General features: G+C 63.8%; 16 protein-coding genes. All 16 read left to right on the top strand.

Annotated elements, in window-relative coordinates; genetic code table 11:
* The first annotated feature begins 111 nt into the window (after window positions 1-111).
* On the top strand, window positions 112-564 hold the full coding sequence (locus tag QM806_RS37960; protein ID WP_005256873.1) for a MaoC/PaaZ C-terminal domain-containing protein: 453 nt from the start codon (window positions 112-114) through the stop codon (window positions 562-564).
* The gene (locus QM806_RS37965; RefSeq protein ID WP_005256874.1) at window positions 561-1,010 is read left to right on the top strand and encodes a hypothetical protein; all 450 of its coding nucleotides are present in this window, start codon (window positions 561-563) and stop codon (window positions 1,008-1,010) included. Before QM806_RS37960 ends, QM806_RS37965 begins: the two co-directional genes overlap by 4 nt.
* The gene (locus QM806_RS37970; RefSeq protein WP_005256876.1) at window positions 1,007-1,708 is read left to right on the top strand and encodes an SDR family oxidoreductase; all 702 of its coding nucleotides are present in this window, start codon (window positions 1,007-1,009) and stop codon (window positions 1,706-1,708) included. Before QM806_RS37965 ends, QM806_RS37970 begins: the two co-directional genes overlap by 4 nt.
* A 201-nt stretch (window positions 1,709-1,909) precedes the next feature.
* Entirely contained in the window at window positions 1,910-3,082 is a 1,173-nt protein-coding gene (locus QM806_RS37975; RefSeq protein WP_005256877.1) for an LLM class flavin-dependent oxidoreductase, read from the top strand.
* Between the two features lie 28 nt (window positions 3,083-3,110).
* The gene (locus tag QM806_RS37980; RefSeq protein ID WP_005256878.1) at window positions 3,111-3,506 is read left to right on the top strand and encodes a RidA family protein; all 396 of its coding nucleotides are present in this window, start codon (window positions 3,111-3,113) and stop codon (window positions 3,504-3,506) included.
* Window positions 3,507-3,511: 5 nt separating this feature from the next.
* A complete protein-coding gene (locus tag QM806_RS37985) occupies window positions 3,512-4,360 on the top strand; it encodes an amidohydrolase family protein (protein WP_005256879.1) in 849 nt (282 codons plus the stop codon).
* A 64-nt stretch (window positions 4,361-4,424) separates the two neighbouring features.
* Window positions 4,425-5,771, top strand: a complete 1,347-nt coding sequence (locus QM806_RS37990) for an MFS transporter (RefSeq protein ID WP_037203664.1) — start codon at window positions 4,425-4,427, stop codon at window positions 5,769-5,771.
* A 39-nt stretch (window positions 5,772-5,810) separates the two neighbouring features.
* On the top strand, window positions 5,811-6,206 hold the full coding sequence (locus tag QM806_RS37995; protein WP_231137710.1) for a RidA family protein: 396 nt from the start codon (window positions 5,811-5,813) through the stop codon (window positions 6,204-6,206).
* Window positions 6,196-7,020, top strand: a complete 825-nt coding sequence (locus tag QM806_RS38000; RefSeq protein ID WP_005256891.1) for an enoyl-CoA hydratase-related protein — start codon at window positions 6,196-6,198, stop codon at window positions 7,018-7,020. The genes QM806_RS37995 and QM806_RS38000 overlap by 11 nt, the downstream gene beginning before the upstream one ends.
* A 12-nt stretch (window positions 7,021-7,032) precedes the next feature.
* Window positions 7,033-7,527, top strand: a complete 495-nt coding sequence (locus QM806_RS38005; protein WP_005256892.1) for a flavin reductase family protein — start codon at window positions 7,033-7,035, stop codon at window positions 7,525-7,527.
* A gap of 35 nt (window positions 7,528-7,562) precedes the next feature.
* Complete coding sequence (locus QM806_RS38010) at window positions 7,563-8,093, top strand: NADPH-dependent FMN reductase (protein ID WP_005256893.1); 531 nt, start codon at window positions 7,563-7,565, stop codon at window positions 8,091-8,093.
* The gene (locus QM806_RS38015) at window positions 8,090-8,422 is read left to right on the top strand and encodes a carboxymuconolactone decarboxylase family protein (protein ID WP_005256894.1); all 333 of its coding nucleotides are present in this window, start codon (window positions 8,090-8,092) and stop codon (window positions 8,420-8,422) included. Before QM806_RS38010 ends, QM806_RS38015 begins: the two co-directional genes overlap by 4 nt.
* A 180-nt stretch (window positions 8,423-8,602) precedes the next feature.
* Window positions 8,603-9,247 (top strand): TetR/AcrR family transcriptional regulator, encoded by a 645-nt coding sequence (locus QM806_RS38020; RefSeq protein WP_231137709.1) that lies wholly within the window; start codon window positions 8,603-8,605, stop codon window positions 9,245-9,247.
* A 498-nt stretch (window positions 9,248-9,745) separates the two neighbouring features.
* The gene (locus tag QM806_RS38025; RefSeq protein ID WP_005567538.1) at window positions 9,746-11,266 is read left to right on the top strand and encodes a GMC family oxidoreductase; all 1,521 of its coding nucleotides are present in this window, start codon (window positions 9,746-9,748) and stop codon (window positions 11,264-11,266) included.
* A 129-nt stretch (window positions 11,267-11,395) separates the two neighbouring features.
* On the top strand, window positions 11,396-12,517 hold the full coding sequence (locus QM806_RS38030) for an LLM class flavin-dependent oxidoreductase (RefSeq protein WP_005567537.1): 1,122 nt from the start codon (window positions 11,396-11,398) through the stop codon (window positions 12,515-12,517).
* A gap of 99 nt (window positions 12,518-12,616) precedes the next feature.
* Window positions 12,617-12,922: aldehyde dehydrogenase family protein (locus QM806_RS38035; protein ID WP_283294850.1), on the top strand; the 306-nt coding region annotated here is incomplete at its 3' end.

Here is a 12,922-nt window from a genome sequence, read left to right on the forward strand (position 1 = left end):
CATCTTGATGCTTGACGTACCGACCGGGCGGTACTAAGTTTTCGTGAACGGTAGCCGCTCGGCAAACTGCTTCGAGTCGGAGTTCCGCAATGAATTCTCGAAAGGTGTCCCATGGCCGGACTGTGGTTCGACGACGTGGAAATCGGAATGACGTTCGAGACTCCGCGTCGCACTGTGACGGAGGCGGACGTGGTCAACTTCGCCGGAGTGTCCGGTGATTTTCATACTCTGCACACTGATGCGCAGACTATGCGCGAGAGTCAGTTCGGCGAACGGATCGCTCACGGAGCGCTCGTTCTGTCGATCGTGACAGGCCTTCGGGGCCGGCTCGGAATCTTCGACGACACCCTGGTGGCGTTCGCCGAGATCCGCCGCTGGCGCTTCGTGCGTCCGGTGCTCATCGGCGACACGATCCGCGCGGCCAACGAGGTCGTGGAGCTGACTCCCACGTCGAAACCCGACCGTGGCGTCATGGTCCAGCACGTGCAGGTTCTCAACCAGCACGATGTCGTCGTACAAGAAGGAGAGATGGTGGCATTGGTGAAGCGGGAGGCGAAGGTATGAGGGTCCGCGCGGACGACCCGCAACTCAAAGAGGTGTTGACCGGCGCCGGCCGTGCGGGAAAAGACCCCCGTGACGGTCTCGTATTCGTCGCACGGACTGGTCTTCGTGAATGGGCGGAGACCGAGGACGAACTGGCTCAGGCGTTCGACATGACCCGGGAGACAGTCGCGGCCGGTGGTGCAGTGGTCTACGTCGTGCGCTCGGCCGCACTGCTGGGACGTACCGAACCGCTGGACGCGGCTGTCGCAGCCGGCCTACTCAGCGGCGCACGCGCACTCGCGCTCGAGCGCCGAAAACACAACGGCTACTCGACGGTCGTCGCCGTGGCCGACGATGTGGAACCGAAGTCGGTTGCCGATGCGGTGGATCTCCTCGTCGCCACTCGCGGGGCCAACGGTCAAGCCTTCGTACTCGGCGAGGAACATTTAGGAGCAGCTCTGCCATGAAGATTGCAGTGGTCACAGGCGCGGCCCGGGGTATCGGCTTCGAAATTGCCCGGCGCCTGACGAAGGACGGCTACCGCCTGGTCCTGGTAGACGTGGATCCGAGGGTCGGGGACAGCGCAGCATCGATCGATGCCACGCCAGTGAAGGCCGACATCGCCGATCCGGAGGGCCGTGCGCAGATTCGCTCCGCAATACGGTCCGAAGAGGGGCAGCCGACCCTGTTGGTGAACAACGCCGGTATCACGCGCGATGCTCTGATCGGCGACATGACCGAACCGAACTTCCGACTCGTCAATCGAATCAACCTGGGCGCGACCTTCGAGTTGACGTCCGAACTGGCCGACGAGATCGTCGATGGTGGCGCGGTGGTCAATATCAGCTCACGCGCATACCTCGGCAACGTCGGCCAGTTCAACTACGCCATCTCCAAGGGCGGCGTAGTCGGTCTGACCCGGTCACTGGCGTTGAGCCACGCGCCGCGCTTGCGCGTCAACGCCGTGGCACCGGGCTTCATCGCCACCGACATGACCGATGCGGTACCCGCGAGGGTGCGTGACCGCATCATCTCGCGCATTCCGCTGCAACGCCCGGGCAGGCCCATCGATATCGCCGAAGCCGTCGCTTGGTTGGGCTCCGACCAGGCGGCATATGTCACGGGACAGGTATTGCCGTGCTGCGGAGGTCGCAGCCATGGCTGAAGGCGGTCATGGCAGATACGTAGTGCACAGGTAGTGGATAGGTAGTTTCCCGCTGGCATCGGGGCTGGCCCCGCAGGGACCCTCGTGTGATGGTCGTCACGGAAGGGCGCGGTGTGATGTCAGCCCTCGAAAACCGGTTGAAGAAACGACGGTCGTTCTCGTCGGGAAGCGGCGGTCGGCCACAGAGACTTGGAGTGAAATATGAAACTGGATTTGCTGTATGCGTTGACGAATCGTTCGGGCGAGTTGTCCTGGCATGAGGTGCTGGAGGCGACGCGGCGACATGCCGTGATGGCGGACGAGCTCGGATATGACCGTATTTGGTTGGGGGAGCATCACTTCGATGTCGACGGGACCGATGCGAGCCCGAATCCGATCATGCTGGCGACGGATCTGGCCGCTCGGACGAGCCGCATCCGGTTCGGGATGGCGGCGGTATCGCTGACCCTGTGGCATCCGCTGAGGGTGGCGGAGGATCTCGCCATCCTGGACCACTTCAGTGACGGTCGTCTCGATGTGGCGTTCGGTCGGGGAATTCTGCCGATCGAGGTGATGAACCTCAATCCCGAGGCAAACCGCTGGAACGGCAGCGAAAACAGTTACGGGATCTTCGACGAAAACCTCGCGATCGTGAAGGGGATCTGGACCGACCGCCAGTTCAGTTGGAAGGGGCCGCGCTACACATTCCCGGAGCCGGGGACGAAGTTCATCCACTCGCCCGGTGCGCCCGATCCGGAAGGCTGGGTCGGCGATGACGGCATGCTTCAAGCGTTCGGGATCACTCCGCAGCCGTACCAGCAGCCGATGCCGCCGCTGTTCGCGGTCACCGAGACTGTCGAGGGCTTCCGGCGCGCCGCTCAGAAGGGTATGAAGCCGATCACCTGGTACCCCACCGGTCAGGTTCTCCACAACCTCTGCGAACTCTATCGCGACGAGCGGGCCAAGGTCACCGGCGTCACCCCGGCACTCGGCGAGGATGTGGGCGTGCTGCGCATGGCATACGTCGCGGACACGGACGAGGAGGCGCGTCGCATCGCTGAGCCGGCGGTGGTGGAGTTTTTCGAGCTTATCTGCCGGGTTCGCGGTATCGGGGTCTTCCTCGACGCCGACGAGGACCCGAATGATCCCAAGTACAAGGCGATGGCTCCCTGGGATCTCATGTTCGATCGTGATCACCTCTTCATCGGTTCGCCGGACACCGTGCTCGCGAAGATGACGCGGATGACGAAGTCGCACGGCATCCAGAACTGGCTGTTGCAGATGGGCGTGCCGGGCATCGCACACGAGGACATCGACAGATCCCTGAAACTCTTCGCCAGCGAGTGCATGCCGGAACTCCGCACACTCGATTCCACGGCTGTCGCCGCGAACTGATCCACCGGATCCCACCGAAGGAATACTCATGACGGAATACCTCAACCCAGGCAACCTTTCCTACCCTCGATTCGGAATGAATCCGGGTGTGGCGACCAAGGACTACGTGTTCTGCGGCGGCATGGCGCTCGATCTGGAGACGCTGGCGCGTAAGCCGGAGGCCGACACCATCGCGAACGAGACGAAGATCGCGCTGGAGGAGATCCAGGGGATCCTCGAGACTGCCGGCTGCACGCTCGGGGACGTGGTGAAGACGACCTGTTACCTGGCCGACGATTCGTATCGCAAGGAGTTCTGGACCGCGTACACCGAGGTCTTCGGGGAGGGCCCGTACCCGGCGCGCACGACGCTCGTCGTCGGCATCGCCGGCGACTGCCGCGTCGAGATCGACGCCGTCGCGCTCCGGCCGAAGAGACAGGGATAGCCGCGATGCCCGAGCGCCCGTTCACCGACTGGCACACACACATCTACCTGCCCGAACACCTGGGCCCGGTATGGACCGACCGAGGAACCGAGCTCGTCGGGCGGCCGGGCTTCGGCCGCGCGGACCTCGCCGAGCACACCCGGGTGATGGCGGAGTCCGGTGTCGAGAGGTTCCTGGTCCTCGGCCTGCAGGTGGCCCGGATCGGGATGAAAGTGCCGAACGACTATGTCGGCGAGTACCTCGACGCCAACCGGGAACGGGCGATCGGGGTCGGCAGCGTCGACCCGACCCAGCCCGGCGCGGCGGACGAACTCCGCCGCGCCGTGCGCGAATACGGCCTTCACGGGGTGAAACTCTCACCCCCGTATCAGGGTTTCCATCCGCACTGCGACGAAGCCTACGAGGTCTATCGCGCTGCCGCTGATCTCGGCATCTTCCTCATGTTCCACCAGGCGAGTGTGTTCGCGCCCGACGGGTGCAACGAATACGCGTACCCCATGTTTCTCGACAAGGTCGCCCGCGAGTTCCGGGACACGAACATCCTCGTCGCCCACTTCGGGAAGCCGTGGATGAACGAGACAGTCGAACTGATGATGAAGAACCGCAACGTCTTCGCCGACGTATCGACGCTGCCGGTGAAGACCTGGCAGCTCTACAACGGGCTCCGACTCGCCATCGAGGGCCATGTCACCGACCGCCTGGTGTTCGGCTCCGACTTCCCGTCATTCTGTCCGAAAGAGTCCGCCGATCAGTTCCTGGCGATCTCGGAACTCGACATGCCACTCCCGATCCCACACGACGTGGTCGAGGACATCCTCTACAACCGGCCGCTCGACATCATCCTCCCGAAATAGCCCCCACTCAGCGGGCCGATGTGATCACCAGCGATCCACCCCCGCCCCGAATCCGGAGACCGCAATGAGTACTCTCGACGGCACTTCCTCCCCAAGGGCAACTACGGACAGGCCCAACGACGATCTTGTTCGCCAACGGCGCCGCGTCTATATCGCCAGCGCGATCGGCAGCACGATCGAGTACTACGACTTCCTCATCTACGCGACCGCGGCGAGCCTGGTGTTCGCTCCCGTGTTCTTCGCGGGATCGTCGCCGGCCGTGGCGCTGATCGCCTCGTTCGGCACGCTAGCCGTCGGGTACCTCGCCCGCCCGCTCGGTGGAATCATCTTCGGCCACTTCGGCGACCGGTTCGGCAGGAAATCCTCGCTCATCTGGACGCTGAGCATCATGGGGGTGGCAACCGTGTCGATCGGATTGCTGCCGACGCCCGACAAGATCGGCGTGCTCGCCCCGATCCTGCTCGTGGCGCTCCGTCTCATGCAGGGAATCGCCGTCGGCGGTGAATGGGGCGGCGCCGTGTTGATGGCTGTCGAACATGCGAACACGAAGTCCCGCGGATTCTACGGCAGCGCAACCCAGATGGGAGCCTCGGCCGGACTCCTACTGTCCTTCGCGGCCTTCGCAGCGCTAGGCGGGCTCTCCGAGGACCAGTTCCTGTCCTGGGGTTGGCGTCTACCCTTCCTCGTGACGGTCGTCCTCGTCGGAATCGGCATGTACATCCGGGTCGGCGTACGCGAGAGTCCCGTCCTGCTGGCCGAGAAGAAGGAGCGTAGCGAAGAGGAGCCGCGCCGCGCGCCGCTGTTCGCGCTACTTCGGGAACGCCGGGGTCGCGTGCTGCTCGGAATCGGCGTCTACGCCGGACCGTTCATGGCGTACGCGGTGGCGACGTCACTGCTGGTGACGTACGCGCACAAGGACTTCGGGATCCCGCGCCAGACGCTGCTCAACGCGATGATGATCGGTACGGCTGGCATGCTTCTCACTGTCCCGTTGTTCGCGTGGCTCTCCGACCGATACGGCCGGCGACCGGTCTACGTCACCGCAGCCCTGCTCACGGCGATCCACGCGTTCGCGATGTTCCCATTGGTGACGTCGGGAAGCTTCCCACTGATCCTGATCTCGTATGTCATCAGCATGACCGTGCTCAACGCGGCGGCGAACGGCCCGGTCCCCGCACTGCTCGCGGAGCTGTTCCCGACGGCGTCCCGCTACACGGGCGTATCCCTGTGCTACCAATTTGCCGGAATGATCGGTGGCGGACTCGGCCCGCTCCTCGCTGCAACCTTCATCGCGCCGGGAGGCCCGGGCAGCATCGCGGTTTCCGTGATGATCTCCGCGCTGTGCATCGTGGCCGCGCTTTCTGTGAGCGCACTCGGTGAGACCCGGACCGTCGATCTACGCAATGCGTGATCACTGCAACCGAATCGTACAACGAAAGACGAGGTCGAAATGATCGACTACTTGAATCCAGCCGACCTGGGAGATTTCAGTCCGCAGGGGCTGTCGTCCGGTACCGCGACCGACGTGTTCGTCTATGCCGCGGGCCTGGCGATCGACCCTGAGACCATGGCGAGACGTCCGGAGGCGGAGTCGATCGCCGACGAGACCCGGATCTGCCTCGAGAACGTCGCCAGAATCTTGGCGGACGCAGGCCTCACCCTGCGCGACGTCGTCAAGACCACCTGTTACCTGCAAGACGAGGCATATCGCTTCGAGTTCCTCGATGCGTACAAGGGCGCTTTCGGTGAGGGACCGTACCCGGCGCGGTCGACATTCGTTCTCGGTATCGCCTCGAACCTGCGCGTTCAGATCGAAGCCGTAGCGGTACGCCCCGATGCCGGCTGAGTCGACCGGAACCTCGCAGAAAGACTGGGAAATGACAGAATTCGACAAGATTCGCATCGAGCGGCACGACGACGGCGTCCGGGTTCTCGTACTCGACGATCCGGAGAAGCGGAACGCCATCGGCCCAGACATGCGACTCGAGCTACTCGAAGCGGCGGAACAGCTGTCCACCGACACTGAAACGCGGTGCCTGGTGGTGACCGGATCCGGGACCTCGTTCTGTGCCGGGGCGGATCTCATGGCGATCTTCGGCGTGAACGGCGCGACTCCCTCGAGCATGCGGGCCCGTCAACTGTCGTACTACGAGAGCTTCCTGTGGTTGCGCGAGCTTCCATATCCGACGGTGTCCGCCGTCAACGGTCACGCGATCGGTGCCGGGTTGAATCTCGCGCTGGCATGCGACATCACTATCGCCGGACCGAACGCCAGATTCGGTGCCACCTTCGCGAAGTTGGGACTTCATCCGGGAGGCGGATGCACCTATTTCCTGACGGAGAGGCTGGGGCGGGGACGTGCACTGCGCACGGTTCTCCGCGGCCGCACACTCGACGGCGCGCAAGCCCATGACGAGGGACTCGCAGACGTCTACGCCGATGACCCGCTCGGAGAAGCGTTGACTCTCGCACATTCGGTCGCGGATCTGCAGCCGTCACTCGCTCGTGACATGAAACAAGCCGTGAATCTCGCCGCCGAGAATTCCTTTGACGTGACGGTGGGATTCGAGTCCTGGGCTCAGGCAGCCAGTGCGTACAACCCCGGTGTCCAGGACGCGATTCGCGCCGCGGGCCGCACCACGTCATCCCGATCCAGCTAGGAGAAACGAACGATGATCGACCTGGGCAAGTTCAAGGACATCATGGCGTATGCACCAGGCCCCGCCACAGTCGTCACCGCCACCGGTGACGACGGCAGGCATCAGGGTTTGACGATGTCCGCGGTGTGCTCTGTCTCCCTGGATCCCCCGCTCGTCCTCGCATGCCTCGACCACGGGTCGAACACCCTGCAGGCGGTGCGTTCGTCGGGATCGTTCACCGTCAACTACATCGCCGACGGCCACGAGAGCGTCGCGCTGGCCTTCGCGGTCAAGTCGGACTCGAAGTTCGACGGACATGCATGGTCGGCCCCGGACGGAGGACTGGGCGGGCCGGTGCTCGCGGAGAACACCGCGGCGTTCGCAGTGTGCCGGGTCGAGCAGATGGTCGAGGCCGGCGATCACACGATCGTGGTCGGTGCCGTGGTCGACGGGGGAGTGCGCGAGGATTGCCATGCCTTGGCCTATGCACGCCGGGCCTTCTTCACGGCCGTCGGATCGCAGGTATGAACCGATACTCGTTGACGATGAATCGAGGAGAGTCCATGGCGCACAGCGATATCACAGTCGGTGTTCTGGTCGGAAACCCACGGCCGGCGTCACGCACGGCAACCGTCGCAGCGGAAGTGGGCCGACAGGTTGCCGATGCGGTCGGAGGCAGGGTCGGCCCTGTCGTCGATCTGGCGATGCATGGCGGGGCCGTTCTGGACCCCGACTCCGCGACGGTGCAACGTGACATGGAGCTCGTCAGCGGAGTCGACATCCTCATCGTGACCTCGCCGACCTACAAGGCGACCTACACGGGCCTACTCAAGGGCTTCTTCGACCGTTTCGGCTCCGTCTCACTCGACGGTGTCTCGGCGGTGCCCGTGATGGTGGGCGGTGCTGCACACCATGCGATGGCGGGCGAGGTCCATCTCCGACCGCTGCTCGTCGAACTGGGTGCCGTCGTGCCCACTCGGAGTCTCTACGTCGTGGACTCCGAACTCGACCACCTCACGGACACGGTCAGCACCTGGCTGTCCCGAGAAGGCGCCCCGCTGGCGAACGCGCTGCGCACCGCGCCGGCGCAGTGAGCACGGGACGCCCAGGCCCTGCCCGAGCGGCACTCGGTTCGTTCGCTCCGAAACTGGCAGAACTCACCGACGACACCCTGTTCGGCGACATCTGGACACGACATGAACTGACACCTCGGGACCGAAGCCTCGTCACGGTCGCTGCCTTGATCGCGCTCTACCGCTCTGACCAGCTTCCCTTTCATCTGCGCACGGCACTGGACAACGGCCTCACAGTCGAAGAACTCGTGGAGGTCGCCACTCACCTCGCGTTCTATTCCGGCTGGCCGACCGCCATGACGGCAGTCCAGATCCTCCGGGACCTCCCCGACCCCGAAGACTCTCGATAGGTTCGTCGGACGGTAATATCATGCCGACTGGTACGGATGTATACTGCGAGAGTGCGTGAGGCGTTGTGCAGTGCGCCGGCGTGCCCGTAGCATCGCGCCTACCCGCTTCGTGCAGAGTGCTCGAGATGGATGGCGCACTCGGCGATGAATGGCGAGCTGAACAGCCAGGGAGGAAGTTTCGTGGCGAGGCCGAAGGTTTCGAGTGGCAAGACGAGCGGCCGTAGGGTCCGCGACCCCGAGGGGGCTCGGCGTGCCCTGCTCGAGAACGCGGTTGCGCTCTTCGAGAGGAACGGGTACGCGGCAACGTCTGTCCAGAGCATCGTCGATGCAGCGGAGCTGACCAAGGGCGCCTTCTATCACCATTTCGAGAGCAAGGAAGACCTGCTCTACCGGGTGCACGACGAGTTCATCAACTATCAGCTGGGGCGTGCGCGCAGTGTCATGGCAGACAAGGAACAGAGTCCGGATCTGATCCTGCGACGACTGATCACCGAGGCGTTACTCGAACCGATGTCGATCTACAAGGCGGAGATCACGGTGTTCATGCAGGAACGGAAGTTCCTGCCCACGGATGTCTTCGCCGAGATCCAGCAGAAGCGTGACGAGTTCGAGCGCTTCTTCGTCGACGTGATCGAGCGCGGCATGCAGGAGGGTGTGTTCCGAAAGAAGGGCCCGGCACGACTGGTGGCATTCGGGATCATCGGCATGGGGGCGTGGACACACGTCTGGCTGGACCTGAAGGGCTCGGTAACCCCCCGCGAAATCGGCACCATCTACGCCGACATCCTCATCGACGGACTGATCGAGCGACCAGCGGACGCCTGAGCTGCACTCCTCGACCACCCGGCCTCCACGAATGTCCCTTTGTGGAGGCCGTGCTCGTTAGCGCCTACCGTGATGCGGCGGGTTCGCGGTATCCGGGTGAACCGCGGTCCCAGCGGTATCGTCGCGATCTCTTGACCCCCTGACGCGTAGTGCGGTAACGTCATCTCACAACGTTACGTACCGCCCGGTTAGTATGTAAGCACAGATGAACTTCGTTTTATCTGTTGAGCCGGCGTCGCGCTTCCTGGCTGGAAGGCGTTCCTCTGTTGTCGAGAAGCCTCACGCACCGGACGCGCTCCAGCCTGAATCAGTGACTTCAGGCGGTCGTTCCCCGAGATATCCGAGATCGGCGCTCCCTTCTCGAGAACGATGAGAGCCCCTCTATCCGTACGACATTGAGGATGGATCATGTCAGCAGAACTGCTCGGTGAAGTTCCGAACGCGAATACCGTGACGGCAGGCGCGGTGCAGCCGGTCGGGGTCGGGCGGTAGAGCATCATGGACTCCTACGACTACATCGTCGTCGGCGGCGGAACCGCCGGGTGCATCCTTGCCGCGCGACTCACCGAGGATCCTGAGGTCCGGGTCCTGCTCCTGGAGGCCGGCGGCTCCGAGCGACGACCAGACATCGAGAACCCAGGTTCCTGGCCGAGTTTGGCCGGCAGCGAGCTGGATTGGAATTACGCGACGGTTCCGCAGAAGGCTCTCGGGCGGACGGTCCCCGCGACCCGCGGCAAGGTCCTGGGCGGCTCGGGCTCGATCAACGTCATGGCGCACCTGCGGGGACACCGAGTCGACTACGACTCGTGGGCCGCGGAGGGCGCTGAGGGTTGGGACTATGACTCGGTGTTGCCCTACTTCATGCGCTCCGAGGACGTCCCCGACGGCGACCCCCGATTCCGGGGTCGGGGCGGACCACTGGCGCCGCGGCCGATCGACTCGCCCCACCCGTTGTCACTCGCCCACGTCGAGGCCGCGCGGCAGGCGCAGCACGCCGTCGCAGCAGACCTCAACAGTGGCGAGTTACTCGGGGCAGCGTGCCATGAGTTGCTGATCAGCGGGAACCGGCGACAGAGCACCGCGAGTGCCTACCTCAGGCCGGCGCTCGGCCGGACAAATCTGACAGTTCGCACCGGGGCGATCTGTCGACGCCTCGTCATCGTGGGCGATCGCTGTCGTGGGGTGGAGTACACCTGGGACGGTCACTCGATCCGGTCCGCGTCGGCCGGCGACGTTGTCTTGTGCGCCGGTGCAGTCGATTCCGTGCGGCTGCTGCTACATTCGGGCGTCGGACCGGTCCGAGACCTCGAGTTGGTCGGCGTGCAACCGGTGATCGATTCGCCGGAGGTCGGCCTGAACCTGCAGGACCACATCCTGCTGGCGGGAGTCCGGATGCGCGCGGATCGACAGCTGCCCCCACCGAGTGGCAACTACGCCGAGTCGACGCTGTTCGCGAAGACGAACCCGTCTCAGACCCGGCCGGAGCTGCAGATCGTGCAGATCCAGGTCGACTACCACACGCCGTGGCAACGGCCAGCCGAGAACAGTTTCACCTTCGGGATCGGGCACATGCGCCCGCGAAGCCGCGGAAGCATTCGCCTGGCGTCTTCCGACCCGGAAGCGCCGCTGCTGATCGATCCGAAATACCTCAGCGACCCGTACGACATCGAACAGCTCATCGCCGGAATCGAGGTGGTAAACACACTCGCCGAGACGAGCGCATTCGACGAATGGGGTGGCACTTCCGACGCCCCCGCACTACTTCGCCTCGACCGCCCGGAGTTGGAGAAGGCGATACACGACAGTGTCAGCAGCTTCTTCCACCTTTCGGGAACCTGTCGCATGGGCACTGACGCGACGGCGGTGGTCGATCCGCACCTTCGGGTGCGCGGCGTCAGCGGGTTGCGCGTCGCAGATGCGTCGGTCATGCCGAGCATCGTCTCGTGCAACACGAATGCTGCGACCGTGATGATCGGTGAGAAGGCCGCCGATCTGCTGTGCGGCAGACCCGCGGGGTGATCCCGGGCGCGGTCCCACGAATCAGCTGATTCGACGGTGATTTGCCTCTGGCGCCCCGAGGTTTCGGCCGCTACACTGCATACCAACCGGTCGGTAGGACCGATCGAACTACTCGACGAAGGAGGAGAGATGCACACCGGCATCACTCTCGTATTTCAGAACATCGACGGAAACGTCTCGGACGCGGAGACCTACCGCAACGAGCTGGATCTCGCGCTGCGGGCAGAGTCCGCCGGATTCGATTCGGTATGGACGCCGGAACATCACTTCACTGCTTACGGCATGACACCCGATGTCCCGCAGTTCCTCTCATGGCTTGCGGCCAAGACATCCACGGTCAAACTGGGGACGATGGTGTCCGTTCTTCCCTGGCAGGACCCGGTTCGGACCGCCGAGAACTTCATCCTGCTCGACCATCTCTCGGGCGGCCGGTCGATGCTCGGCATCGGCCGAGGACTCGGCCGGGTAGAGTTCGACGGCTTCCGGGTGGAGATGGGCAAGTCCCGCAGGCTCTTCGCGGAGTATGCCGAAGCGATCCTGAACGGTCTCGAGTCCGGCGTCATCGAAGCCGACGGCGAACTGTACAAACAGCCGGCCATGGACCTGCGCCCCGCGCCGTATGCGTCGTTCCGCGGTCGCACCTTCGCATCGGCGGTGTCTCCGCAATCAATCGACCTCATGGCAAGTCTGCAGGTCGGGCTGATGGTCATCGCGCAGAAGCCCTGGGACAAAGCCGAAGCCGAGATGCGCGACTACCGTGCCCGTTACCTCGAGATCAACGGCGAGGAGCCGGCCAAGCCGATCATCTGCGTCTTCGTCGGAGTAGGAGAGACAGAAGCCGAGGCCCGGCAGATGCGCGATGTTTACCTCCGGCGCTACGCCGAGTCGACCGTCGAGCACTACGAATTCGACAACGTCGGATTCGCGAAAATTGAAGGCTACGAGTACTACGCAGGGCTGAGCCGCAACATCGAGAAGCACGGAGTCGACGGCTTCTGTGACTTCCTCGCCGATCTCCAGGTGTGGGGAACGCCGGATCAGGTCGTCGACCGGATTCTCGAGTATGTCGATCGACTGGACGCGGGCGGGGTCCTGATCGCACCGTCCTTCGGAGGCATGGCGCCCGAAGTGTCATCCCGAAACTTCGAACTGCTCGCCTCCGAGGTGCTTCCGCGCCTCAAAGCCCACGATGTGGGCGGCGAACTCGGTGTTACCTACGGTGTCGACCGAACACTGACGCCGACGTCATAGCAACTCATCGGCTTCTCGGGGCCGAACCGTCCATACGTGTGCGTCGAGTCGGCGGCACCTACCAACGATTTTCGAGTAGTGAGGGTTTGAATAGTGACAATGACCGATGTGGATTTGACGGCTACGTGTTTGATTGGTGGTCGGTGGGTGCCGGGTTCGGGAGTGGATGCCATCGAGGTGTTCAATCCTGCGACGGGGCGGGTGATTACGGAGTTGGTGCCGGCGTCGATTGAGGATGCGGAGGCGGCTGTGGTGGCTGCGTCTCGCGCTTTCGCCGACTGGGGTTCGCGGCCGTTGTCGGAGCGGGTGCGGTTTTTGTATCGGATGAAGGTGATCCTCGAGGACAATGTCGAGTCGTTGGCTCGCACGATCACGATCGATCAGGGTAAGACGTTGGATGAGGCG

This window comes from Rhodococcus sp. IEGM 1351 (assembly GCF_030056875.1).
GTDB lineage: Bacteria > Actinomycetota > Actinomycetes > Mycobacteriales > Mycobacteriaceae > Rhodococcus_F > Rhodococcus_F opacus.